20 protein-coding genes are annotated in these 23,297 nt (G+C 66.0%); 6 read left to right on the plus strand and 14 right to left on the minus strand.

Features of this window, described 5'->3' with window-relative positions; genetic code table 11:
- Nucleotides 1–16: 16 nt before the first annotated feature.
- The gene (gene guaB, locus AC2D9V_RS14525; RefSeq protein ID WP_484714802.1) at nt 17–1,465 is read right to left on the minus strand and encodes an IMP dehydrogenase; all 1,449 of its coding nucleotides are present in this window, start codon (nt 1,463–1,465) and stop codon (nt 17–19) included.
- Nucleotides 1,466–1,634: 169 nt separating this feature from the next.
- Between guaB and AC2D9V_RS14530 the strand changes: the two genes are divergently transcribed.
- Nucleotides 1,635–2,330: a type 1 glutamine amidotransferase gene (locus tag AC2D9V_RS14530; RefSeq protein WP_484714803.1), complete on the plus strand. Its 696-nt coding sequence runs from the start codon at nt 1,635–1,637 to the stop codon at nt 2,328–2,330.
- Nucleotides 2,331–2,418: 88 nt separating this feature from the next.
- Here the strand turns inward: AC2D9V_RS14530 and AC2D9V_RS14535 are convergent, their stop codons facing one another.
- The 7 genes from AC2D9V_RS14535 to AC2D9V_RS14565 form a co-directional block, all read right to left on the minus strand.
- A complete protein-coding gene (locus tag AC2D9V_RS14535; RefSeq protein WP_484714804.1) occupies nt 2,419–3,411 on the minus strand; it encodes an SLAC1 family transporter in 993 nt (330 codons plus the stop codon).
- Nucleotides 3,412–3,540: 129 nt separating this feature from the next.
- Nucleotides 3,541–4,329: a phytanoyl-CoA dioxygenase family protein gene (locus AC2D9V_RS14540; protein WP_484714805.1), complete on the minus strand. Its 789-nt coding sequence runs from the start codon at nt 4,327–4,329 to the stop codon at nt 3,541–3,543.
- Between the two features lie 77 nt (nt 4,330–4,406).
- Entirely contained in the window at nt 4,407–5,495 is a 1,089-nt protein-coding gene (locus AC2D9V_RS14545) for an ABC transporter ATP-binding protein (RefSeq protein ID WP_484714806.1), read from the minus strand.
- 15 nt (nt 5,496–5,510) lie between these two features.
- Nucleotides 5,511–7,145, minus strand: coding sequence for an alpha-amylase family glycosyl hydrolase (locus AC2D9V_RS14550; RefSeq protein WP_484714807.1), 1,635 nt, complete (start codon nt 7,143–7,145; stop codon nt 5,511–5,513).
- Nucleotides 7,146–7,150: 5 nt separating this feature from the next.
- On the minus strand, nt 7,151–8,290 hold the full coding sequence (locus tag AC2D9V_RS14555) for a carbohydrate ABC transporter permease (RefSeq protein WP_484714808.1): 1,140 nt from the start codon (nt 8,288–8,290) through the stop codon (nt 7,151–7,153).
- Between the two features lie 13 nt (nt 8,291–8,303).
- A complete protein-coding gene (locus AC2D9V_RS14560) occupies nt 8,304–9,548 on the minus strand; it encodes a carbohydrate ABC transporter permease (RefSeq protein ID WP_484714809.1) in 1,245 nt (414 codons plus the stop codon).
- A 140-nt stretch (nt 9,549–9,688) separates the two neighbouring features.
- The gene (locus tag AC2D9V_RS14565) at nt 9,689–11,035 is read right to left on the minus strand and encodes an ABC transporter substrate-binding protein (RefSeq protein ID WP_484714810.1); all 1,347 of its coding nucleotides are present in this window, start codon (nt 11,033–11,035) and stop codon (nt 9,689–9,691) included.
- Nucleotides 11,036–11,296: 261 nt separating this feature from the next.
- Here AC2D9V_RS14565 and AC2D9V_RS14570 point away from each other — a divergent pair, with 261 nt between their 5' ends.
- The 3 genes from AC2D9V_RS14570 to AC2D9V_RS14580 are packed head-to-tail and all read left to right on the plus strand — an operon-like array spanning nt 11,297 to nt 14,678.
- Complete coding sequence (locus AC2D9V_RS14570; protein ID WP_484714811.1) at nt 11,297–12,325, plus strand: substrate-binding domain-containing protein; 1,029 nt, start codon at nt 11,297–11,299, stop codon at nt 12,323–12,325.
- A gap of 13 nt (nt 12,326–12,338) precedes the next feature.
- On the plus strand, nt 12,339–13,664 hold the full coding sequence (locus tag AC2D9V_RS14575; protein WP_484714812.1) for a GH1 family beta-glucosidase: 1,326 nt from the start codon (nt 12,339–12,341) through the stop codon (nt 13,662–13,664).
- A 39-nt stretch (nt 13,665–13,703) separates the two neighbouring features.
- Nucleotides 13,704–14,678, plus strand: coding sequence for a glucokinase (locus AC2D9V_RS14580; RefSeq protein ID WP_484714813.1), 975 nt, complete (start codon nt 13,704–13,706; stop codon nt 14,676–14,678).
- A gap of 248 nt (nt 14,679–14,926) precedes the next feature.
- Here AC2D9V_RS14580 and AC2D9V_RS14585 read toward each other — a convergent pair whose 3' ends face one another.
- Together AC2D9V_RS14585 and AC2D9V_RS14590 are read right to left on the minus strand one after the other, a co-directional pair.
- Nucleotides 14,927–15,586 carry an alpha/beta hydrolase gene (locus AC2D9V_RS14585; RefSeq protein ID WP_484715019.1) on the minus strand — a complete coding sequence of 220 codons (660 nt, stop codon included), beginning with the start codon at nt 15,584–15,586 and terminating at the stop codon, nt 14,927–14,929.
- A complete protein-coding gene (locus AC2D9V_RS14590; protein WP_484714814.1) occupies nt 15,583–16,212 on the minus strand; it encodes a DNA-3-methyladenine glycosylase family protein in 630 nt (209 codons plus the stop codon). The genes AC2D9V_RS14585 and AC2D9V_RS14590 overlap by 4 nt, the downstream gene beginning before the upstream one ends.
- Nucleotides 16,213–16,288: 76 nt before the next feature.
- On the opposite strand from AC2D9V_RS14590, the gene AC2D9V_RS14595 reads away from it, so the two are divergent.
- Together AC2D9V_RS14595 and AC2D9V_RS14600 are read left to right on the plus strand one after the other, a co-directional pair.
- A complete protein-coding gene (locus tag AC2D9V_RS14595; RefSeq protein WP_484714815.1) occupies nt 16,289–17,494 on the plus strand; it encodes an MFS transporter in 1,206 nt (401 codons plus the stop codon).
- Nucleotides 17,495–17,565: 71 nt separating this feature from the next.
- Nucleotides 17,566–18,360: a bestrophin-like domain gene (locus tag AC2D9V_RS14600; protein ID WP_484714816.1), complete on the plus strand. Its 795-nt coding sequence runs from the start codon at nt 17,566–17,568 to the stop codon at nt 18,358–18,360.
- Nucleotides 18,361–18,375: 15 nt separating this feature from the next.
- On the opposite strand, the gene AC2D9V_RS14605 is transcribed toward AC2D9V_RS14600, so the two are convergent.
- From AC2D9V_RS14605 to AC2D9V_RS14620, 4 genes are all read right to left on the minus strand, one after another.
- Nucleotides 18,376–19,143: a squalene/phytoene synthase family protein gene (locus tag AC2D9V_RS14605; RefSeq protein WP_484714817.1), complete on the minus strand. Its 768-nt coding sequence runs from the start codon at nt 19,141–19,143 to the stop codon at nt 18,376–18,378.
- Complete coding sequence (gene cimA, locus AC2D9V_RS14610) at nt 19,140–20,762, minus strand: citramalate synthase (RefSeq protein ID WP_484714818.1); 1,623 nt, start codon at nt 20,760–20,762, stop codon at nt 19,140–19,142. The genes AC2D9V_RS14605 and cimA overlap by 4 nt, the downstream gene beginning before the upstream one ends.
- A 148-nt stretch (nt 20,763–20,910) precedes the next feature.
- Entirely contained in the window at nt 20,911–22,305 is a 1,395-nt protein-coding gene (cysS, locus tag AC2D9V_RS14615; RefSeq protein WP_484714819.1) for a cysteine--tRNA ligase, read from the minus strand.
- Between the two features lie 212 nt (nt 22,306–22,517).
- The gene (locus AC2D9V_RS14620) at nt 22,518–23,285 is read right to left on the minus strand and encodes a DUF2189 domain-containing protein (RefSeq protein WP_484714820.1); all 768 of its coding nucleotides are present in this window, start codon (nt 23,283–23,285) and stop codon (nt 22,518–22,520) included.
- Nucleotides 23,286–23,297 lie beyond the last annotated feature (12 nt).

Consider the following 23,297-nt stretch of genomic DNA (forward strand, 5'->3'; position numbering starts at 1 on the left):
CGCCCGAGAGGAACCATCACATCACCCGGTAGTTCGGGCTTTCCCGTGTGATCTGCACATCGTGGACATGGCTTTCCTTCAGCCCCGCCCCGGTGATCCGCACGAACTGGCACTGCGTCCGCATCTCGGCAATCGTCGCGCAGCCGGTATAGCCCATCGCCGCCCGCAGGCCCCCGACCATCTGGTGGATGACCGCCGCGGCGCTGCCCTTGTAAGGCACCTGCCCCTCGATCCCTTCCGGCACCAGCTTGTCGGACGCCGCATCCTTCTGGAAATACCGGTCCGCCGACCCCCGCGCCATCGCGCCAAGGCTGCCCATCCCGCGATAGGCCTTGAAGGACCGGCCCTGCCACAGGATCACCTCACCGGGGCTTTCATCCGTCCCCGCGATCGCGCTGCCCACCATCGCGCAGGAGGCACCTGCCGCGATCGCCTTGGCGAAATCGCCGGAATACTTGATGCCGCCGTCCGCGATCACCGGCACGTCCCCCGCCGCTCGGGCCGAATCCATGATCGCCGTCAGCTGCGGCACGCCAACCCCGGCAACGATCCGCGTCGTGCAGATGGACCCTGGCCCGATCCCCACCTTCACCGCATCAGCCCCGGCGCCGATCAGCGCCCGCGTCGCCTCGCCTGTCGCCACGTTCCCGGCGATGACCTGCACCTTGTTCGACAACCGCTTGATCCGCTCCACGGCCTTGGCCACGCCCTCGGAATGCCCATGCGCCGTGTCGATCACCACAAGGTCCACGCCCGCATCGATCAGCGCCTGGCTCCGCTCGAACCCCGCATCCCCCACCGTCGAGGCCGCCGCCACCCGCAGCCGCCCCAGCTCGTCCTTGCAGGCCTGCGGATTGAGCACGCTCTTTTCCGTGTCCTTCAGCGTGAGAAGCCCCGTCAGCTTCCCCGCCCCATCCGTGACCAGAAGCTTCTCGATCCGCCGCGCCTTCATCAGGCTGATCGCCTCGGCCCGGTCCACGGGTTCCTTCAGGATCGCCAAGTTTTCGCTGGTCATCATCACCCGCACCGGCGTCTTGTCATCGCTGGCAAAGCGCATGTCCCGGTTGGTCACGATCCCAAGGACCCGGCCCTTCTCGTCCACCACCGGGAAACCGGTGATGGAATAGCGCTCCATCAGCGCCTTGGCATCCGCCAGCGTCTGGTCCGGCGTCAGCGTGATCGGCTGGTAGACGACGCCGGACTCGAACCGCTTCACCCGCCGCACCTCGCGCGCCTGCGCCTCGGGGTCGAGGTTCCGGTGGATCACACCGATCCCCCCCGCCTGCGCCATGGCAATCGCCATCCGGCCTTCGGTCACCGTATCCATCGCGCTGGACAGGAGCGGAATGTTCATCCGGATCGCCTTCGTCACGAAGGTCGAGGTATCCGCGTCCGACGGCAGGACACTCGATGCCGCAGGCACCAGAAGGACGTCATCAAAGGTAAGAGCCTCACGAATCTCCATGGGAATTCCCTCCGGGAGCAAGCGTCGTTTGGCGGTTCCCCATTTCATGCCCCAAGCCCGGACGCAAGAGCAAAAGGAACCCCGCCCCCGACCTGATCCGGGGCCTCTGGCACCCCTTGCACCCACCGCCTCCCCGTGCAGATTACCCCGGCAAGCCAAGAGGGGCCCCATGCGCGTCGCCATCGTCGAGAACACAAGGATCACCCACCACGGCCAGGTCGGCGTCGCGCTGCATGAGGCCGCCGCGCTGGTAGACCTCTACCGTCCCTTTGCGGGCCAACCCCTGCCCCTCAGCCCCGATGCCGACGCGTTGATCGTCTTCGGCGGCGAACAGTCAGCACGCGACGACCACACACACCCCTACCTGCCGCATCTCGCCGACCTGATGGCCGCCTACACGGCCGCCGACAAGCCGGTCCTCGGCATCTGCCTCGGCAGCCAGGTCCTCGCCCGCGCCTTCGGGGCGGAGAACCACCTCGGCACCGCGCCGGAATTCGGCTGGGTCGATGTCACTCTCACCGAAGCAGGCCGAACCGACCCGGTCCTTGGCACTCTCCCGCAAAGCTTCCCGATCTTCCAATGGCACTCGGACACCTTCACCCTGCCCGAGGGTGCCCTGCACCTCGCCCATAGCCCCACCGCCCGCCACCAGGCCTTCCGCATCGGCCGTGCCACCTATGGCACCCAGTTCCATTTCGAGGCGAGCCGGACAGTGGTGGCGGACTGGACCCGCACCTTCCCCGAGGCGACCGAACGCATGGCACCGGGCTGGATCGCCGCCCACCCCGACCTTGCGCGCGCCCGAGGCGAAGCCGCCGACGCCCACGGCCTCGCCCTCGCCCGCGCCTGGGTCGCCCTGATCTGACGCACCCGCTCGTCGATGCCTTCGGCACTCCTCGCGAGGGCAGCCTCACGACGAGAAGCCGAAGGCGCACGAGGAGGACCGCCGCGCCTCACGCCTCCGCCGCGTTCGTCACCGCCGCAAGCTTGCCCCCCGGCCAACGCTTCAGGACCCACCACAGGATCGCCGGGATCACCCCCAGCGCCAGCACCGTCAGGCCGATCCCCACGTTCTGCCAGATACCCCCCACCCGGATCAGCGCCGCCGCAAGCGCCGCCAGCGGAAAGGTCAGCGCCCCCCACATCGGCGTGACCCCGGCCCCGAGCAGCCACCGGGCCGAGACTGCCAGCACCACCGCCAGCGCCATCCCGCCAATCGCCAGACCCATCGCCAGCGTGACCAGCCCCAGAAGGGCCGCCACCGAGGCCAAGAGCGCCGCAGGGGCGACATGGATCGCGAGCAAGGGCCGCAGCGGCGGCGGCGGGACGACCCTGGCAAACTGCCAGACACTCAGCCCCCAGATCACCAAGGCGACCGGCAGCGTCACCCAGAAAAGCACCATCGCCAGCCCCGGCCATCCCGCAAGAACCGCCGCCGGACCGGCCACGATGAAGCCGACAAGGCTCAGGTGCAGCGTGGGGTTCACCTGCCGGGCTTCGGGCGGAAGCCCCGCCAGAAGCCGCAAAAGCAGGACTGCCAGCACCGCATGTCCCGCCAGCGCAACGACGATCAGCCCCTGCGCCCAACCCGTCGCATGCGGCGCGACCAGCGTCGCAGCGGCCATTCCGCCCATCGTCATCGCGGCAAGCCCTGACCGACCCGGCAGGACCCGCAGGTCCTCGACCACCACCCCAGGCCGCCGGACGATCTTCACCCCATAGGCGACGGCCGCAAAAAGCCACAGCGCAACGGCAACCCCGGCCAAAAGGTCCGCCACACCGGGATCAAGGGCAAGTTGCCCCAACGCCAGCCGCAGGGCGATGGCAAGGCCCAGAAGCCCAAGGATGGGCGGAAAGATCGCCGGCGGGGTCTTGGCGAAAGTGGCGGGCCGCCGTGGCGGAAACTCTGGCGGCGGGTAGCGTTTCGGGCGCGGTTCGGTGGTCATGCCTGTCGCCCTTGCCCGGAGAACAGCCTTCCGCCCTGCTGCGCGCGGATTAAGAAATCCTGAACGTCCACAACTAAGTACATGATACTCATCACATATCCGATTCTGACCACTGTGGTCACTTACCGCTTATCCCGCCGACAATACCGGAAACCAGTCCTCCCGCAGCCGCTCTCCGGCTTTCATCCCATGCCCGGGGAATGGGGGCGACGTCGGCCCCGGCCGCTCCACATAGCGGGCATCCTCGCCCACGAGCCGCAGCGAAAACGCCCGCCGCCGGGTCGCGGCAAGGTTGCCCCGCGCTCCGTGCAGGGTGCGGAAATGGAAGGCCACCGCATCGCCCGGCTCCATCTCCCACTCCCGGATCACCATCCCTTCGGCCTCGGGGTCAGGGACGGGCATGTAGTCGTGCTCGCCCGGATAGAAGTTCGTCTCGGCCATCCAGCGGGTCGGAAGGACATCCTTCTCCCAAAGATGCGACCCCGCCACGCAGCGCAGGGACGCCTCCTTCACCGGATCGAGCGGGATCCAGAAACTGACCGTCTGCCGCCCCTCGACGAAATAGTAGGGCCCGTCACTGTGCCAGGGCGTGGGCTTCGCCGTCCCCGGTTCCTTCACCAGGACATGATCGTGGAAAAGCTGCACCCGCTCCGACCCCATCAGCCGCCCCGCCACCGCGGCCGCCGGTGACTGCCGGATCGCTGCTGCGAATTCGGGGATACGGTTCCAGTTGCAGTAGTCATCGAAGAACCGCCCCGCCTCGCCCGGTTTCAGGGTCGGCATCGGCTGGCCCGGGTCGGCCATGTTCCGCGCCACCCCGGCGCGCAGCATCTCGACCCAGTCGTCCATCAGGCCCTTGACCAGCACGACCCCCTCGCGCTGGTAGGTCTCCACCATCTCGTCCGTGACGCTGACCATGACCGTTCCCCGTTTCGGCCAACCTGCCCGCGCGGAAGGAACGATGCAAGCCCGCCGCCGTAGCGATGGGCCTTCCCTTACCGGTAAAGCAGCGACTGCCCGTTCGCAAAGAGGTGGACCTTCTTCGGGTCCGCCGTCAGCTTGACCGACTGGTGCCGCAGCTGCGGATGGATGCCCGGAAGCTTGGCGATGATCGGCGTCTCGCGGCCATGCTTTTCGAAGTAAAGCTGGGTGACCTCGCCCAGGGCCTCGGTGATCTCGACCTTGCCGGAATAGATCGCCTCGCCATCCGTCGCCACGAAATCCTCAGGCCGCACGCCCACGTTGACCTTCAGCCCCTTGTCGGCCGCCTGCGTCGGGATCGTCGACTTCGCCGTCCCGCCGCCAGCGAGCGCGATGGTCGTGATCTCCCCCGTCCCGGTGATCTCGCCCGGCATGAGGTTCATCGCGGGGCTGCCGATGAACTGCGCAACGAACTCGTTCTGCGGCCGCTCGTAAAGCTCCAGCGGCGTGCCGACCTGCCCGATCCCCTGCCCCACGGTCAGGACGACGATCCGGCTTGCCAGCGTCATCGCCTCGACCTGGTCATGGGTGACGTAGATCATTGTCGAATTCGGCATCGCCTCTTTCAGCTGCGCGATCTCGATCCGTGTCGCCACGCGCAGGGCCGCATCCAGGTTCGAAAGCGGCTCGTCGAAAAGATAGACCTTCGGGTCACGCACGATCGACCGGCCGATCGCCACGCGCTGCCGCTGGCCGCCGGACAGCGCCTTCGGCAGGCGGTCAAGGTAGGGCGTCAGCTGCAGGATGCGCGCCGCCTTGTCGACCGCCGCAGTGATCTCGGCCGGGCTTTTCTTGGCCAACTTCAGCGCAAAGCTCATGTTCTCGCGTACGGTCATGTGCGGGTAAAGCGCGTAGGACTGAAACACCATCGCGATCCCGCGCTGCGCGGGGGGCACGTCGTTCATCCGCACCCCGTCTATGGTGAACTCACCGCCGGTGATGCGCTCCAGCCCCGCGATCATCCGCAGAAGCGTGGACTTGCCGCAGCCCGAGGGGCCGACGAAGACGATCAGCTCGCCCGTCTTGATGTCGAGGTTGATGTTCTTCAACACCTTGACCTCGCCATAGGCCTTTTCGACGTTTTTCAGGACCAGATCGGCCATGTCAGTCTCCCCTCCTCACGCCCGCTTTGCCAGACAGATCCCCCAGGGGCCCAGCGTCACGCGGCCCCCGCTTGCGGTCTGGCTTCCCAGGTCTGTTCCGATTGTCGTCCAGGTTCCCTCGGGCAGGCCGATCTCGGCCACGGTATCCTCAAGGTTGAAGGCGCAGAAGAGATCTTCATCCCCCCTGCGCCTGAAACTCGTTACCCCACCCGCAGCGGCGATGTCGTCCATCGAGCCGTTGCGCAGAGAGGGATAGGCGCGGCGGAAGGCCAAGGCACGGCGGTAATGTGCAAGGACCGAGGTATTGTCGCGGTCTTGTCTGGCCACCGAAAGCGGCAAATGTGGCGGCTTCACCGGAAGCCAGGCCTTTCCGGCCGAAAACCCGCCATTGTCGTTGTCCGTGACCCAAACCATCGGCGTCCGCGCCCCGTCACGGCCCTTGAATTCGGGCCAGAACTGGATGCCGTAGGGGTCCTGCAACTCCTCGAAGGCCAGCTCTGATTCCGGCAGCCCCAGCTCTTCACCTTGATAAAGGCACAAGGAGCCGCGCAGGCAGACCAGAAGCGTCGCATAAGTCTTGGCCGCCTCTTCCGTCAGGCCCCAGCGGGTTAAGTGGCGCACCGTGTCGTGGTTCGAATAGGACCAGCAGGGCCAGGCATCCGGCGCGGCGGCCTGCATCCGGGCGAAGGTCTCGACCAGTCCCTCCGCCGTCAGCCGCTTGGGCTGCAACATCTCGAACGGGTAGCACATCTGCACCTTGTCCCCGCCCGAGGTATACTCGGCCATGATCTCAAGGCCCCGCTGGGCATCCCCCACCTCGCCAACGGCGGCGGCATTGTAGGGGTTCAGGACGGCACGGAATTTCCGCAGGAATTCAAGGTTTTCCGGCTGGTTCTTCGAGAACAGGTGCAGCTGGTGATTGTAAGGGTTCACCGACGGCGCGATACTGTCGTTCCGCAGCTCCTTCGGCAGGCTCGGGTTGTCGCGGAGGTATTTGTCGGCGAAGTAGAAGTTGATCGTGTCCAGCCGGAACCCGTCCACGCCCCGCTTCAGCCAGAACCGCGCGACGTCCAGAAGCGCCTCTTGCACGGGCACGTGGTGCAGGTTGAGGTCGGGCTGCGACGTGAGGAAGTTGTGCAGGTAGTACTGCTCGCGTCGGCTGTCCCATTCCCAGGCTGACCCGCCAAAGACCGACAGCCAGTTGTTCGGCGGCGTCCCGTCCGGGCGCGGCTCGGCCCAGACATACCAGTCCGCCCTGGCATTGGTCCGGTCCTTCCGGCTTTCCCTGAACCAGGGATGCTGGTCGCTGGTGTGGGAAAGCACGAGGTCGATCATCACCCGCAGGCCAAGGTCATGCGCCCGCGCCACCAGCGCGTCGAAATCGGCAAGCTGCCCGAACATCGGATCGACGTCGCAATAGTCGCTGACGTCATAACCGAAGTCCTTCATCGGGCTGGTGAAGAACGGGCTGATCCAGATCGCATCCGCGCCCAGCTTGGCCACATGCTCCAGCCGCGCGGTGATCCCGGCAAGGTCGCCGATCCCGTCACCATTCGAATCCTGGAAACTGCGCGGATAGATCTGGTAGATCACCGCCCCGCGCCACCACTCCGGGTCCGCCGCCAGCACCTTGCGCCCGTCGCGTTCCATCAGCGTCACTTCACCGACCCCGCCAGAAGCCCGCGCACAAGGAAGCGCTGCAGCGCAAAGAAGACGATCAGCGGCACCGCAATCGACACGAAGGCCGAGGCGCTCAGGATTTCCCAATCCCCCCCGCGGGAGCCCATGAGGTTCACGAGGTTGCCGGTCAGCACCTGCTGGTCATTGCCGGTGCCAAGGAAGACAAGCGCCACCAGAAGGTCGTTCCACGTCCAGAGGAACTGGAAGATCGCAAAGCTTGCCAGAGCCGGGAAGGAAAGCGGCAGGATGATCCTGACGAAGATCTGGAAATCCGTCGCCCCGTCGACCTTGGCGTTCTCGATGATGTCGCGCGGCAGGCCGACCATGTAGTTGCGCAAGAGATAGATCGCCAAAGGCAACCCGAACCCGGTATGGGCCAGCCAGATGCCAAGGTAGCCCTTCCCGATCCCGATGGCATTGTGGAACTGCAAAAGCGGGATAAGCGCCAGTTGCAAGGGCACGACAAGCAGCCCGACGATCGCCGCGATCAGAAGCGCACGGCCCGGAAACTCCATCCAGGCCAGCGCATAGGCGGCAAAGGCCGCGATCAGGATCGGGATGATCGTCGCAGGGATCGCCACCGTGGCCGTGTTCATGAAGGCCTGGAAGATCGTCTGCCCGGCAAGAGGGCTGAACAGCACCGTCCGGTAGTTCTCGGTCGTGAAGTCGGGCGGGGTCGCTGCTGTGGTAAACACGCGCGGCAGGCGAACGCCGTCCAGCGTCGAGGCCGAGGACAGGACAAAGGCCCCGTCCGCCCCCACGGTCAGCGACAGCCCGCCGTCCAGCGTGGCCGTATCCCCGGGGGCGAACTCGGTCGGCCGGTTCACATTCGTGCCCCAGGCGCTGACCACGGTGCCCGCGTTGGTGAAGAGATTGCCCTCGATCAGGAACAGGCCGTCGCGTTCGACGATGTCGCCACCGATACGGATCGGCGACAGCTGCTGCTCCTGCGTCGAAAGCGCCCGCCACCAGCCCGAGGACACGATCTGGTCGCCCGTCCGGAAGGACGAGACGAAAAGCCCGAAGGTCGGGATCACCCATAAAAGCACCAGAAGTGCCGTGGAGATGTGGACTGCCCAGGTCAGGCCGGACTTCTTGCCAACGATATTGTCCATGACCCTGTCCCCCTCAGCGCATTTCTTTGCGGGCGTTCATGACGTTCCAGACCAGGATCGGCGTCACGAGCAGCATGATGATCATGGCACTGGCCGACCCCACGCCCCAGTCATTGGCCCGGAAGAGCTTGTCATACATGTAGTTGGCCAGCACCTGCGTCTCGAACTGGCCGTTGGTCATGGCCAGCACGATGTCGAAGACCTTGAGCACGGTGATGGTGATCGTGGTCCAGACGACGACGATGGTGCCCATGATCTGCGGCATCTTGATCTTGAAGAAGATCTGGAACGGGTTCGCCCCGTCGATGATCGCGGCCTCGATCGTGTCTTCCGGCACGCCCCGGAGCGCGGCGGACAGGATCACCATGGCAAAGCCGGTCTGTATCCAGATCAGGACCGCCATCAGGAAGAAGTTGTTCCAGAACGGGATGACCAGGAACTGCTTCGGCTGGCCATAGGTGTGCTGGGCCGTTGCCGCCCCGAAGGCCCAGGTCAGCGCCACGACGACCAGCCAGGCGGCAATCAGCGCAAAGCCCACGCGCAGCAGGCCTTGCACAGCCCCCTTCGGGCGCCCCTCGCCCCCCTGCACCAGTGGCCGCACCAGCACCCAGGCACCCCAGGCCACCGCAGCCGCAAAGCCCAGAAGCAGGATCACCGGCACGATCTTCAGGAACAGGATCGACCAGAAGCCACCCTCGAATTGCATCCAGATCGCGTTCAGAAGCCCGATCTGGGGCACGTTGGCATCGCGGGAATCGTAGATCAGCTTCCAGATCACCGAGGCGCCGACGAACGAAATCGCCATCGGCATGAAGATCAGCGATTTCGCGATGTTCCCCCAGGCGATCCGGTCGGTCAGCTGCGCGGCCAGAAGGCCGAAGGCGGTCGAGGCGGCGGGCACCACGATCAGCCAAAGCATGTTGTTGCGCATCGATTCCCAGAACTTCGGCTCTCCGAACATCTGTTCGTAGTTCGCCAGCCCCACGAAGGCGCGCGTGTTGGCCGGACCGTCTGTGGTGAAGGACAGGTACAGCGTCGCAAAGACCGGATAGGCAAGGTAAAGGCCAAGCGCCACCACCGCCGGGAACAGGAACAGCCAGGGGCGGATCATGTTCGCCCGGTTGATGTTCCGCCCTGCATGCGGTCCGCGCGCCGGAAACAGCACCTTGTCCAGGAAAAGGTTCGACCCGTAGAAATAGGCGAGGCATCCGCCCACACCCACGGCAATGGTGATGACTGCCTGCAGTGCCGGATCCATGCGCCCCTCCCAAGCCGCGAGAATTCGTTCTGTCCTGCACCATCCGGTCTCGGCCGGACGAGCAGATCGCCTGTCGCTTCTTGCGGCGACGGCAAGGCCCGGCGCGGTCAAGCGCCGGGCCAAAGGGCCCTAAGGCCGGATCACTTCGGCCACGAGGCCTCGACCGCGTCGGCCACTTCCTGCGCCGACTTGCCGTTCACGAAGTCGACCATCGCGGTCCAGAAGGTCCCGGCACCCACGGCGCCCGGCATCAGGTCCGACCCGTCGAAGCGGAAGGTCGTCGCATTCGACAGGATCTCGCCCTGTTTCTTCAGCGCGGCCGAGCCGTAAAGCTCGCTGTTGACACCCTTGTGCGGGGTGACGAAGCCCGACTGCGCCATCCAGACTTCATGCGCGATCGGCGTCTTCAGCCATTCGATGAAGGCCTTGCCGGCTTCGTTGTCGGTCATCATGAACGCAAGCGTCCCACCGCCCAGAACCGGTGCACCCAGACCACCCTCGGCCGGAGCCGGGAAGTAGAAGAAGTCGGCATCGGTCCCAAGCTCGGTCCCTTCCGGGAAGAACGACGGGATGAACGACGCCTGGCGGTGCATGAAGCACTGCGGCGGCGACGAGAACAGACCCTTCGGGCTGTCGCGGAAGTCGGTCGTGGCAACGGCGGCAGCGCCCCCGGCCACGTGGGCGTCATTCTTGGCGAACCAGCCGAATTCCTCGATCGCGGCCACGACACGCGGGTCGTTGAACGCGATCTGGTGGGTCGTCCACTGGTCATAGACTTCCGGCGGCTGGGTGCGCAGCATGATGTCCTCGACCCAGTCGGTCGCCGGCCAGCCGGTCGCACCGCCCGAACCCAGCCCGATGCACCAAGGGGTGCCGCCGTCGGCCACGATCTGCTCGGTCAGCGCCTTCAGCTCTTCCCAGGTTGTGGGCACGGTGTAACCCGCGTCGGCGAAGTTGTCGGGCGAATACCAGACCAGCGACTTCACGTCCGCCTTGTAGGGGAAGGCGAACATCTGCGGCGCGCCATCGGCACCCGGATAGGTCCCGAGCGCGGCCCAGCTGGAGCCGGCGCCGTAGTTGTCGGTCAGCCACTGCGCCGTTTCGGCACCCAGCGGCTTGATCAGGCCCTTCGAGGCAAGGTCCGCGATCAGGCCGGGCTGCGGCAGGATCGCCACGTCCGGCGGCGAACCGGCCTGGGCGTCGATCACGATCTGCTGCTCATAGCCTTCCGAGGACGAATAGCTCACGTCCACGCCCGAAGCCGCCTCGAAATAGGCCAGCATCGACTCGACCAGCACCTGGTCCTCGCCGCGCCACGGCCCGAAGATCGTCAGCTTCTGGCCGTCAAGGTTGGTGGCTTCGTCAAAGGCCTTGTAGCTGTCCCAGTTGAAGGCGCCTTCGCCGATGGGAAACTTGAAGTCCTGGGCCAGCGCGCCGCCAGCCGAAAGCGCCAGCGCCGCGGCGCCGACGAGAAGTTTCGTCTTCATCTTTATCCTCCCGATTTCCCCGCCCTCATGGCGGGGCGCTTCCCATCAGCGGCAGAATCGCTTCAAACCGCTTTGGATGCCGCAGCGTCGCCGATCCGGCCCTGCAAGTCAATCCAAAGCGCCTTCAAACAGGGCAAGCTGACCAAGGTTCCGGCAGGTGCGGCTCCGTAATCGTTTACGGAAGCCGCCAAATAACTTTGACGTGACGATGGACGCTGGCTAAAGTCCGGGCAATTGAAACCGTTTTGAGCAACCGCCCCGATGAACCTCAAGGAGCTCGCGACCAAGCTCGGTCTCTCGCCGACGACGGTGTCGCGGGCGCTGAACGGCTATCCCGAGGTCAACGAGGCCACGCGCGAACGCGTCATGGCAGCCGCCAAACGGCACAACTACCACCCCAACACCCGCGCAATCCGCCTTGCCACCGGCCGCGCGATGGCGGTGGGCCATGTCATCCCGATCGCCAGCCGGCACGAGATCGTGAACCCCGTCTTCGCCGACTTCATCGCCGGCGCGGGCGAGACCTACAGCCGGAACGACTATGACATGGTCCTCTCCGTCGTCCCCGATGACGAGGAAGAGGCCACCTATCGCGGGCTGAAGTCCAAGGGCAACGTCGACGGCGTCATCGTCCACGCCCCCCGTACCCACGATCCCCGCATCGATCTCTTGCGCGAGATCGGGCTCCCGTTCGTCGTGCATGGCCGGGCGACTGGCGCGACCGAGCCTTACTGCTGGCTCGACGTGAACAACCGCCGCGCCTTCCAGCGCGCGACCGAATTCCTTCTCGACCTCGGCCACACCCGCATCGCGCTTGTGAACGGGCTTGAGTTCATGGATTTCGCGATCCGCCGCCGCACCGGCTATCTTGACGCGCTCGCTGCCCGGGGCATCCCACCCGATCCCCAGCTCATGACCTCGGACGAGATGACCGAGATCTCCGGGTTCCGCGCCGTGCAGCGCATGCTTGCGCTTCCGAACCCGCCGACCGCGATCCTCTGTTCCTCGATGATCTCCGGCATGGGCGCCCGCCGCGCGGTCGAAGGCGCGGGCCTCACCGTCGGCCGCGACGTGTCGATCATCATCCACGACGATGACCTTTCCTACATGAAGAACGGCGAGGATGTCCCGATCTTCACCGCCACCCGCTCTTCGGTGCGCGAGGCGGGCCGGCTTGCCGCCGAAATGCTTCTCGATGTGATCGCCCACCCCGAGGCCGGGCCGCAGCAACGCCTTCTCGAGGCCGAGCTCATCATCGGCCAATCCACTGGCCCCGTCCTGAAAACCTGATCCAAGGCCCGCCATGCTCACCCGCTTCGACTTTCCCGAAGGCTTCGTCTTCGGCGCCGCCACCGCCGCCTACCAGATCGAAGGCTCGGCCTACGGCGGCTGCGGACCCTGCCACTGGGATACGTTCTCGGCCACCCCCGGCAACGTGGTCCGGGCCGAAAACGGTGCCGTCGCCTGCGACCATTACCACCAGTGGCCTGCCGATCTCGACCTCCTGAAGGCCGCCAACATGGACGGCTACCGCTTCTCCACCTCCTGGGCCCGGATCATGCCGGACGGGGTGAGCGTCAACCCTGAAGGCCTTGATTTCTATGACCGCCTGGTCGACGGGATGCTGGAACGCGGCCTGAAGCCGTTCCAGACCCTTTACCACTGGGAAATGCCCTCTGCCCTTGCCGACAAGGGCGGCTGGACGAACCGCGACACCTGCCACCGCTTCGCCGACTTCTCGGAAACCGTTACCCGCCGGCTTGGCGACCGCGTCGCCGCCATCGCCACGATCAATGAGCCCTGGTGCGTGGCGTGGCTCTCGCATTTCATGGGCATCCATGCCCCGGGCCTGCGCGACATCCGCGCCGCCGCCCGCGCGATGCATCACATCCTCCTTGCCCATGGCCTTGCCGTGCAGGCGCTGCGCGGGATGGGCCAGCCGAACCTTGGCTTTGTCCTGAACTTCGACCACGCGACCCCCGCCAGCGACAGCCCCGAGGACGTTCAGGCCGCTGCCCGTTGGGACGGTATCTTCAACCGCTGGTTCATCGAAGGCATCACGCGGCAGACCTACCCCGAGATTGTGCTCGAAGGTCTCGGCCCCCACATGCCCTCGGGCTGGGAGGCGGACATGGAGGTCATCGGGCAGAAGCTAGACTGGCTCGGGGTGAACTACTACACCCGCCACCTCAACGCCCATGCCCCCGGCACGCCCTGGCCAAGTCTGCGCGACGTGCAGGGAACCCTTCCGAAGACCCAGATGGGATGGGAGATCTACCCCGAGGGCCTCCATCACTTCCTGACCCGCATGGCGCGCGACTATGTCGGCCAGACCCCGATCTACGTCACCGAAAACGGAATGGCCAATGCCGACGTACTTGAAGATGGCGCCGTAACCGACCGTGTGCGCGAGGATTTCCTCTTCGCCCACCTCGCCGCGACGAAACAGGCCATCGCCGATGGGGCAAATGTGAAGGGCTTCTTCTACTGGTCACTTCTCGACAATTACGAATGGGCGGAAGGTTACGAAAAGCGCTTCGGCCTCGTGCATGTCGACTTCGACACTCTGGCGCGCGTGCCGAAATCCTCCTATCACGCCCTCGCCCGCGCCCTGGCGCGCAACGACTGACCATCCGGGCCTCTGGCCCGCAATGACTGGGAGGCCCCGATGTCCCTTGCCATCCTCGCCGATATCGGCGGCACCAACACCCGGGTGGCCCTGGCCGAGGGGGCCTCGGTCCGGCTCGAGTCCATCCGCCGCTTCCCCAATGCCGAATACCAGGCGCGCGGCCAAGACATCGCCCATGTGCTGAAGGACTTCCTCGCCCAGACCGGGGCCACTGTCACCGGCGTCTGCGTCGCTGCGGCCGGTCCGGTGCAGGACGGCGTCGCCACCATGACCAACCTTTCCTGGGTGATGGATGCGGCCAAGTTATCCGGGGCGACAGGAGCCACGAAAGTGGCCATTCTCAATGACTTGCAGGCACAAGGTCAGGCGCTTGGGCATATCCCCGCCGCGAACCTGCGCCGGGTGATCGACGGCCCGGTCAAGACCGGCGCGCCGATGCTGGTCGTGGGCCTCGGCACTGGCGTCAACGCGGCCCCGGTCCATCCCGGCCCGCAGGGCCGCGTTGTGCCCCCGTCTGAATGCGGCCATGTGAACATGCCCGTGCGGACGGATGAGGATTTCCGCCTCCTCCGCTTTATCGAGGCCAAGCTCCGCGCCGAAGGCGACGCCCCCCATGCCGGGGTGGAAGAGGTGCTCGCCGGCCGCGGCCTTGCCAACCTCCACGCCTTCGCCGCGACCGAGGCCGGACGCCCCGACAGCCTCACCTCGGCCGAGGTCCTCGCCGCCCTTGCCGCCGGTGATCCCGTCGCCGCCCATGCCGCGCGGCTTTACGTCCACATCCTTGGCCAGATGCTCGCCGACCTCGCCCTCATCCACCTGCCCTATGGCGGGATCTACCTGATCGGCGGCATGTCCCGGGCGATGACGCCCTCGTTCGCAACGCTGGGCCTTGGCAAGCAATTCCGCGAACTGCGCCGGGTCGACCTGCTGGAACAGGACTTCTCGGTCACCGTCGTCGAAGACGACTACGCCGCCCTCACCGGATGCGCGGCCTATCTGGAAAGCGTGAGCTGACAGAGACGGCACCGCCATTTGCCACCCGCTCCCCCGTCATGGTGGGGGGCAGCCCAGCCGATTCGGCCATAATGATTAGCGGCCCACCGTCTCCCCGCGCGTAGAGACGCAAGGAAGACCAAAGGAAGACGGAAAGAAGACCAGCGCCCTGGCCAGATTGAACCCGGTTAACCCAGCGCTCCCAATGCCTTGCGTCCGCCACCTCACCTTATCAGCAGCCCCCCGTCGGACACCGCATTCACCTCTCGTCAACCCTGCCCGAGCCGCTCTTTGATGAACTGCAGCGCCACGCCCAGCCCGTCCGGCGCGATCCCGTGCCCTGTCCCCTTCATCACATGCCCATAGGTCGGCACACCGGCCCCGACCAGCGCATTGCCGGCCTTTCCCATGTCCTCGAACGGCACCACCGGGTCCTGGTCGCCATGCATGATCAGGACCGGGGGCCTCACGGTAACTTCCCCAGCCAAGACCTCTGGCCGCAGTAGCCGCCCCGAGATCGCCACCACCCCCGCAACCGGCTCCGCCCGGCGCAGGGCGACGTGCAGGCCCATCATCGCGCCCTGGGAAAAGCCCACAATAACAAGGCGTTCCGGTCCAAGACCCTCTTCCGACAGCCGGTCGTCAAGGAACCCGTTCAGGTCCTTCGCCGCCGCATCCAGCCCCGCCTCGGCCAGCGCGACGGGCGAGCCGTCCAGCCAGGGGATCGGGAACCACTGGAACCCGAACCCGCCGCCCACGCAGCGCTCCGGCGCGTCGGGGGCCATGAAGGCCACGTCCGGCAGATGCGGGGACAGCACGTCCGCCAGCCCCAGCAGGTCCGCCCCGTCGGCCCCGTAGCCGTGCAGGAAGACGACCAGCGCCCCGGCCTTCTCTGGCCCCTTCCGGGCAAACCGCAGCTCACGCATCAGATGATCCCTTCCCGTTCCTTCGCCACTCGGTAGTAGGCCCAAAGGATCCGCGCCGCAACCGACCGCCAGGGCGACCAGTCCAAGGCCATTGCCCGCAAGTCTTTGTCGCTAGGCCTTTTTTCCAGACCGAACAACATCCGCGCCGCCTCCTGCAGGGCAAGGTCGCCCGGCGCGAAGACATCCGCCCGACCCAGCGCGAACATGGCATAGATCTCGGCCGTCCAGACCCCGATCCCCGGCACCGCGACAAGGGTGCGCACGACCTCGGCATCAGGAACTTCCCGCAAGCCATTGAAATCAAGGCCAGCCTCCGCCAGCGCCCGCCCATAGCGCATCTTCTGGCGGGAAAGCCCTGCCGCGCGCAGATCGTCGTCCGAGGCCGCCGCCATCGCCGCCGCCTCGGTCAGCCCCATCGCCTCCAGCCGCGCCCAGATCGCCCGGGCCGAGGCGACCGAGACCTGCTGCCCCACGATCGCCCGAAGCAGGGCCGCGAAACCGTCCGCCTCGCGCCGAAGCGGCAATGGGTCCACGTTTTCAAGGGCATAGGCAAAACGCGGTTCGCGCGAGGCAAGCCATTCAGCCCCCTCGGCCACGCAGTCCAGCGAATGGATGATCCTTCCGACCATGCCCCTTCCTGCCATCCATGCCGCCAGCCCGCAACTCCCCTTGCCCTGCGCGACCGGCAGGTCTACGCCTGTGTCAATGAGCACTGACACTATAGCCCGCCGCAACGTCCTCGTCCTCGTCGCCGCCCAGGCGATCCTCGGGGCGCAGCTGCCGATGATCTTCACCATCGCGGGCCTTGCCGGCTCCAGCCTCGCGCCGAACGTCTGTTGGGCGACGCTGCCGATCACGATGATGGTGATCGGCTCCATGCTGACCGCGACACCCCTGTCGATGCTGATGCAGCGCTTCGGGCGGCGGGCGGGCTTCTTCTTCGGCGCGGCCGGGGGTGCTGCGGGGGCAGCAATCGGGGCCTACGGGCTTTCCACCGGCAGCTTCCTGATCTTCTGCATCGGCGCGCTTCTGTCGGGTATCTACATGTCTGCAAACGGCTTTTACCGCTTTGCCGCCGTCGATACCGCCTCCGATGCTTTCCGCCCGAAAGCGATAAGCTGGGTCATGGCGGGGGGCCTCCTGTCGGCCGTCGTCGGGCCGCAGCTGGTGAAGGTCACGGCCGATGAGATGGCGGTGCCCTTCCTTGGGTCCTACCTTGCGGTGATCCTGCTGAACCTTTTCGGCTCGGTCCTCTTCTTCGCCCTCAACATCCCCAAACCGAAGCCCCCGGCCGCGGGCAGCCCGCTCGGCCGCAGCCGGGCCGAACTGATCCGGAACCCGACGATCCTTGTCGCGATGATCTGCGCCACGGTGTCCTATGCGCTGATGAACCTCGTGATGACCTCCTCTCCCCTCGCCGTTGTGGGCTGCGGCTTCGACAAGGGCGACGCGGCGGATGTGGTGACGGCCCATGTCCTCGCCATGTATGCCCCAAGCTTCTTTACCGGACACTTGATCGCCCGTTACGGCACCGAACGGATCATCGCGCTCGGCCTCACGATCCTTGCGGCCGCCGGGGCGGTGGCGATGGCGGGCGTTCAGCTTGAGAACTTCTTCATCGCGCTGATCCTTCTGGGGATCGGCTGGAACTTCGGCTTCATCGGGGCGACAACCATGCTGACCAGCGCCCAACGCCCCGAAGAGCGCGGCCGCCTGCAGGGGCTGAACGACCTTGTGGTCTTCGGTGGCGTCACGATGGCCAGCTTCTCGTCCGGCGGGCTGATGAACTGCGCCGGTGGGTCGGTCGAGGCCGGATGGCAGATGGTCAACCTGGCCATGCTGCCCTTCCTTGTCCTTGCCGGGGGCGCGCTCATCTGGCTCTGGCTGCGCCCGAGTGAGTCGCGGGCCTGAAGCGCTTGCCGACTTGCAATCCGTCCGGAGCAACCGGTAACCTCGCGCGACCCGGCTGAGGAGGCGCGCTGATGTATACTCTGGTCCTCAGCATCGCTGCGCAGGGATTGGTCCTGCTCTGGCTGTTCCTGATCGGGGTCCAGTTTGTCTCGGCCTGGATCGGCACCCGGCTTGGCTTGCGCTTCGCCGACCAGGCAAAGCCCCGCGCGGAAGCGACCGGCCTTGTCACCGGAGGCATCCTTGGGCTGACGGCATTCATCCTCGCCCTGACGCTGTCCTTCGGCACCGGACGGATGGCCGAACGCCGCACGGGCGCGCTGGAAGAGGCAAATGCCATCGGCACCGCGTGGCTGCAGGCCAGCGCCCTGCCCGATCCAGGTGCCGCGAGCATTGCCGCAATGCTGGAAGACTACGCGCAGATTAGGCTCGATTATGCCTCGGCAGGGTATCGCGCACCGGAATTGCAGACGCTCACCACCGAGACCGACAAGCTGCAGGCGAAAATCTGGGCCGAGATGACCGGGCTCTTGGCGGTTCGAACGGATCCGCACACGGTCTCGCTGATGAACGCGATCAACCATGTGTTCGACATGACGACGGCCGAACGGCTGTCGCTGGCCAGCGGCATGCCGCCAAGGCTGGTGGACATTCTGATGGCGATGATCTGCATTTCAGCCGCCGTCGCCGGGTTCCAGCTGGGCTTGAAAAAGCAGCGGGCGCCGGTCCTTCTGGGGGTGCTCTTCGCGGTATGGAGCGCGGTGGTCGTGACCGTCCTTGATTTCGGGGCGCCGCGACTGGGGAACTTCCGGACGAACCTTGATCCCTATGTCTGGACGATCTCTGGCTTCTCCCAGCCTCCGCCCTGAGCCGACGGCCGTTGGCTAAATGCGCCCGGTCAGAGCGGCCTTGATCAGCCCGCCGCGCCGGGCGAATTCGCTTAGGGCAAGGGTGCCGGCGGTCACCCGGTCGGGGTCGGTCGCTGCCAGTCGCAACAGGCCGGCGGTCTGCCAGCCGGTCAGAAGTGCGGAGGTCACGGCCCGGGGGATCGTCTTCCGGCCAGCACGTGCCCGCTGCAGCCGGTCCTGACCCATCCATGCGAGTGCTTCCACCGAAAGCCCCTCGGGCAGCGGCTGGCGACCCCGGGCCTGCAGGTCCGCCAGAGCGCGCAGGTAACCTGCCGCTGCGGTGGCCCAGCCGAACCCTCGCACCGCTTCCTCAGCACCGTCTGGGGCCCCGAGGGCGCGGGCGGCAAGCCACATCAGCCCGGCCCCGGTGTCCTCGAGGTAATCCTCCAGCGCCGCTGGGCTTTCGTGCGGCTCCCTATGGATGTCCCAGCGGCGGGCGGCGATCAGGCGGTCAAGGACATCGACCGGCAGCCCGAAGTCGCGGATGAGGTCGTGGAGCGGCCCCGCCACCTCATGCGCCCGGGCCGCACCCGAGGCGGCATTGGCGACGACGTCGCGCCACCATTGCAGGCGCATTTCGGCGATGAGCGGCTCGTCGGTCACCCAGGGCGCGCGGGCGACCTCGAGGTTGAAGGCGTAAAGGGGGAGAAGCTGCGCCCTTGCCGTGACAGGCGCGGCCATCACCGCAAGGAAGCGGTCCGGGTCACCCCGTTCCACCAGCGCGGCGCAGGCCGCCACGGTCACTTCGGCGCCCCGATGTCGCGGATCAGCTTCCACTGGATCGCATCAAGCAGCGCCTCGAACGAAGCGTCGACGATATTCGCGCTGACCCCGACCGTCGACCAGCGGCGGCCCTGCCCATCCTCAGAGTCGATGATGACGCGGGTGACGGCCTCGGTACCGCCATTGGTGATGCGGACCTTGAAGTCGACGAGCTTCATATCGTCGATGCAGGCCTGATAGGGACCAAGGTCCTTCCCCAGCGCCTTCGCCAGCGCGTTGACCGGGCCGCGGTCGTGGCCGTCCTCATCCATGCTGTCGGAAACCGACATGTTCTTCCGGTCGCCGATCTTCACCACCACCACCGCTTCGGAAAGCGAGACCATCCGGTCGTACTTGTTCTTCCGCCGTTCCACCGTGACACGGTAGCGCTTGACCTCGAAGAACTCCGGGCAAAGCCCCAACTCGCGCCGGGCGACGAGTTCGAAGCTGGCCTGCGCGCCGTCATAGGCATAGCCCTGGTCCTCGCGGGCCTTCACCACCTCGATGATCCGGCCAAGGCGCGGGTCTTTCGGGTCGACCTCGATCCCGGCGGCGACAAGGCGCGCGCGGAGATTGGACTGGCCGGCCTGGTTCGACATCGGGATGACCCGTTCGTTGCCGACAAGCGCGGGGTCGATGTGTTCGTAAGTGGTGGGGTCCTTCAGGATCGCAGAGGCATGAAGGCCCGCCTTGTGGGCGAAGGCCGAGGCACCGACGTAAGGAGCGGACCTCAGGGGGACGCGGTTCAGGATGTCGTCGAGCATGCGGCTGGTTTTCAGAAGTCCGGCCAGCGCCTCGGGCGTCACGCCGGTCTCGAACCGGCTGGCGTAGGGTTCCTTCAGAAGCAGCGTCGGGATCAGGGTGGTGAGGTTCGTGTTCCCGCAGCGCTCCCCCAGACCGTTCAGCGTGCCCTGCACCTGCCGGGCGCCGGCCTCGATGGCGGCAAGGGAGTTCGCGACGGCGTTCCCCGTGTCGTCATGGCAATGAATCCCCAGCCGGTCGCCGGCAAGGCCGGAGGCGATGACCTCGGCGGTGATCCGGCCTACATCGGCCGGGAGCGTGCCGCCGTTGGTGTCACACAGGACGACCCAGCGGGCACCGGCATCCTGCGCCGCGTGGAGGCAGGAAAGGGCGTAGGCGGGGTTCGCGCGGTAGCCGTCGAAGAAGTGTTCGGCATCGAACAGGGCCTCGCGACCTTTGGCGACGAGGTGGCGGATCGAGCTTGCGATCGCCTCGCGGTTCTCATCGAGGGTGACGCCGAGGGCGGTGGTGACGTGGAAGTCATGGGTCTTGCCGACCAGGCAGACGGCGGGGGTGCCCGCGTTCAGGACGGCAGCGAGGACGTCGTCATTCTCGGCCGACCGGCCCACCCGGCGGGTCATGCCGAAGGCGGTCAGGGTGGCCTTCGTCTGCGGGGGGGACGCAAAGAAATCGCTGTCCGTGGGGTTGGCCCCCGGCCAGCCGCCCTCGATATGGTCGACCCCGAGCCGGTCAAGGGCGGCGGCGATCTGGTGCTTCTCGGCCACCGAGAACTGGACGCCCTGCGTCTGCTGGCCGTCCCGGAGGGTGGTGTCGAAGAGGAAGAGACGCTCGCGGGTCATGCGGTGACCACAGTGATCAAAACTGGAAAAACAAGCATAGACAATGGGTTATGGTTTCTCGTTAGTGTGGCGTTAACGGTTGGGCGAGGCCAATATCCTTCGAAGGACATTGCAAAGCTCTTCGGCGAGTTCTGGCTCTTGGCGGCTGTCATCTCAGGGCATCCACCTTGGCTGCGTCGAAACCGGCACCTGGAACAAGCTCAACGCCGGACTTGGACATCCTTACCTCAACTCCTGCAGCAACCAGCGCCGCCTTCAAGGCATCGACAGCAGAGAAATCCTTCGACTGCATGGCGGCATCGCGCAGCGTCGCAAGCTTATGCGTGAGAACGACGAGGTCTACGGCAGGAACATCAGCCCACTCACCCATCTCATTCCCGAGCAAGCCCAGCAGGTTCGCCGAAGCCTTTAGTCCCGCCCAATCCCCCTCGCCCGCCGCTGCGTGCAGGACTGCCAGCGCACCCGCGGTGTTAAGATCGTCCGAAAGCGCCTCGACTACCCCCACCAGTGGTGCCGCAGGCGCGACCGACGCCGTCACCGCCCGCCACTTTCGTAAGGTCGCCTCGGCCTGCCGCGCCTTCTCCGCCGTCCAGTCCATCGGGCTGCGGTAATGCGTCATGAGGAACACGAACCGGATCACCTCGCCCGGGATGCCCTGATCCAAGAGGTCCCGCACCGTGAAGAAGTTGCCCAAGGACTTGGACATCTTCTTCCCCTCGACCTGCAGCATCTCGTTATGCAGCCAGTAGCGGGCGAAATCGCCGTGGGGGTGGGCGCAGGCGGATTGGGCGATCTCGTTCTCGTGGTGGGGGAACTGGAGGTCGAGGCCGCCGCCGTGGATGTCGAAGGACTCTCCCAGAAGCTCATGCGCCATGGCGGAGCATTCGATGTGCCAGCCGGGGCGGCCCCTGCCCCAGGGTGACGACCAGCCGGGTTCCTCGCCCGATGAGGGTTTCCACAGGACGAAGTCCATCGGGTCTTCCTTGAAGGGCGCGACCTCTACCCTTGCCCCGGCGATCATGTCGTCGACGCTGCGGCCGGAAAGTTTGCCGTAGTCCTTGTAGCTGCGCACCCGGAAAAGGACATGGCCCGACGCCTCATAGGCGTGGCCGCTCGCGATCAGGCCTGCGGTCATCGCGATCATCTGGCCGATGTATTCGGTGGCCCGCGGCTCGTGGTTCGGCCGCAGGGCCCCGAGCGCGTCCATGTCGGCGTGGTACCAGGCGATGGTCTCTTCGGTGCGCTGGTGGATCAGGTCCTCCAGCGTTCCCGGCGCGCCTGCCTTCTGGCGGCGCAGGGCCTCGGCGTTGATCTTGTCGTCGACGTCGGTGAAGTTGCGAACATAGGTCACGTGATCCGCGCCATAGACATGGCGCAGGAGCCGGTAGAGCGTGTCGAAGACCACGACGGGTCGGGCGTTCCCAAGATGGGCGCGGTCATAGACCGTGGGGCCGCAGACATACATCCGCACATTGGACGGGTCGATCGGCCGGAAATCCTCTTTCCGGCGGGTCTTGGAGTTCGTCAGGCGGATCGTCGTCATCTTGGTCGTCCTGGATCGCAGGCATACGTCACCCTTGCGCGGGGGTGGCTTTCTCATCCAGGGAATGACGAAGCGCCCGCGCGACCGAAGGTCAGCGGGTAATGCAGCAGATGCGGATGGTGTGCAACGTCGTCATGCCGGCGGCGTAGCACGGGCGGGCGCGGGCTGGCAAGCGGCGTGCGATGGTCAAGGGCCCCCTATCGGGCAAAAGGTCAGGAAATCGCGCGGCGGTAAAGGTGCCAGCTGGCATGTCCGAAAAGCGGCAGGACAATGAACAACCCTAGAAAAGCAGGCAGCATGCCAAGGAAAAGGCAGACCGCGATCAGCGCCCCCCACCCCAGCATCACGCGCGGGTTTTCCCGCACGAGGGCAAAGCTGGTCAGCATCGCCGTCACGAAATCCACCTCGCGGTCCAGGAGCATCGGCAGGCTCACGACAGTGAGCGAGAAGAGAAGCGTGGCAAAGGCCGCGCCGACCAGCGTGCCGAAGGCGAGCATCGCCAGGCCCTCCGGCGTGAGGAACACATCCAGCGAGGACGACACGTTGGTCATCGTCGCGTTGCCCAGGAACAGCGCAAAGATCATGTGCGACAGGAAGTTCCAGAACAGGAAATAGACCACGATCACCGCCGCGATGGCGGGGATCTGGCGGTCCTTCTGGCGGAAGATGACGCCAAAGATCTCGCCCGCCGACAAGGGTTCGCCCGCCTCGAGCCGGCGCGAGATTTCATAGAAGCCGCAGGCAATGAAGGGGCCGAGGATCGGGAAACCCGCACTTGCGGGCAGGGTCCACCAGATCTGGCCTTCGGTCGTCGAGGCCCAGAAGATCAGCCAGCCTCCCAGGACGTAGACGGCGGAAAAGATCAGCCCCAGCACCGGCGCGCTGGTGAAGTCCTTCCAGCCAAGGGCAAGGCTTGCCTTCAGGTCGGACAGGTCGACCTCGTTGACCTCGGGCACGGCGGGGGGGTTGGAGACGCTCATGCCCAAAGATTA

The sequence above is a fragment of the Tabrizicola sp. T46 genome (genome assembly GCF_057219895.1).

Coding starts and splice junctions, on each gene's coding strand:
- AC2D9V_RS14565 (WP_484714810.1), bottom strand. CDS start 11,035: ATGAAGACGAAACTTCTCGTCGGCGCCGCGGCGCTGGCGCTTTCGGCT.
- guaB (WP_484714802.1), bottom strand. CDS start 1,465: ATGGAGATTCGTGAGGCTCTTACCTTTGATGACGTCCTTCTGGTGCCT.
- AC2D9V_RS14560 (WP_484714809.1), bottom strand. CDS start 9,548: ATGGATCCGGCACTGCAGGCAGTCATCACCATTGCCGTGGGTGTGGGC.
- AC2D9V_RS14620 (WP_484714820.1), bottom strand. CDS start 23,285: ATGAGCGTCTCCAACCCCCCCGCCGTGCCCGAGGTCAACGAGGTCGAC.
- cysS (WP_484714819.1), bottom strand. CDS start 22,305: ATGACGACGATCCGCCTGACGAACTCCAAGACCCGCCGGAAAGAGGAT.
- AC2D9V_RS14595 (WP_484714815.1), top strand. CDS start 16,289: ATGAGCACTGACACTATAGCCCGCCGCAACGTCCTCGTCCTCGTCGCC.
- AC2D9V_RS14575 (WP_484714812.1), top strand. CDS start 12,339: ATGCTCACCCGCTTCGACTTTCCCGAAGGCTTCGTCTTCGGCGCCGCC.
- cimA (WP_484714818.1), bottom strand. CDS start 20,762: ATGACCCGCGAGCGTCTCTTCCTCTTCGACACCACCCTCCGGGACGGC.
- AC2D9V_RS14555 (WP_484714808.1), bottom strand. CDS start 8,290: ATGGACAATATCGTTGGCAAGAAGTCCGGCCTGACCTGGGCAGTCCAC.
- AC2D9V_RS14545 (WP_484714806.1), bottom strand. CDS start 5,495: ATGGCCGATCTGGTCCTGAAAAACGTCGAAAAGGCCTATGGCGAGGTC.
- AC2D9V_RS14570 (WP_484714811.1), top strand. CDS start 11,297: ATGAACCTCAAGGAGCTCGCGACCAAGCTCGGTCTCTCGCCGACGACG.
- AC2D9V_RS14580 (WP_484714813.1), top strand. CDS start 13,704: ATGTCCCTTGCCATCCTCGCCGATATCGGCGGCACCAACACCCGGGTG.
- AC2D9V_RS14530 (WP_484714803.1), top strand. CDS start 1,635: ATGCGCGTCGCCATCGTCGAGAACACAAGGATCACCCACCACGGCCAG.
- AC2D9V_RS14600 (WP_484714816.1), top strand. CDS start 17,566: ATGTATACTCTGGTCCTCAGCATCGCTGCGCAGGGATTGGTCCTGCTC.
- AC2D9V_RS14590 (WP_484714814.1), bottom strand. CDS start 16,212: ATGGTCGGAAGGATCATCCATTCGCTGGACTGCGTGGCCGAGGGGGCT.
- AC2D9V_RS14535 (WP_484714804.1), bottom strand. CDS start 3,411: ATGACCACCGAACCGCGCCCGAAACGCTACCCGCCGCCAGAGTTTCCG.
- AC2D9V_RS14540 (WP_484714805.1), bottom strand. CDS start 4,329: ATGGTCAGCGTCACGGACGAGATGGTGGAGACCTACCAGCGCGAGGGG.
- AC2D9V_RS14550 (WP_484714807.1), bottom strand. CDS start 7,145: ATGGAACGCGACGGGCGCAAGGTGCTGGCGGCGGACCCGGAGTGGTGG.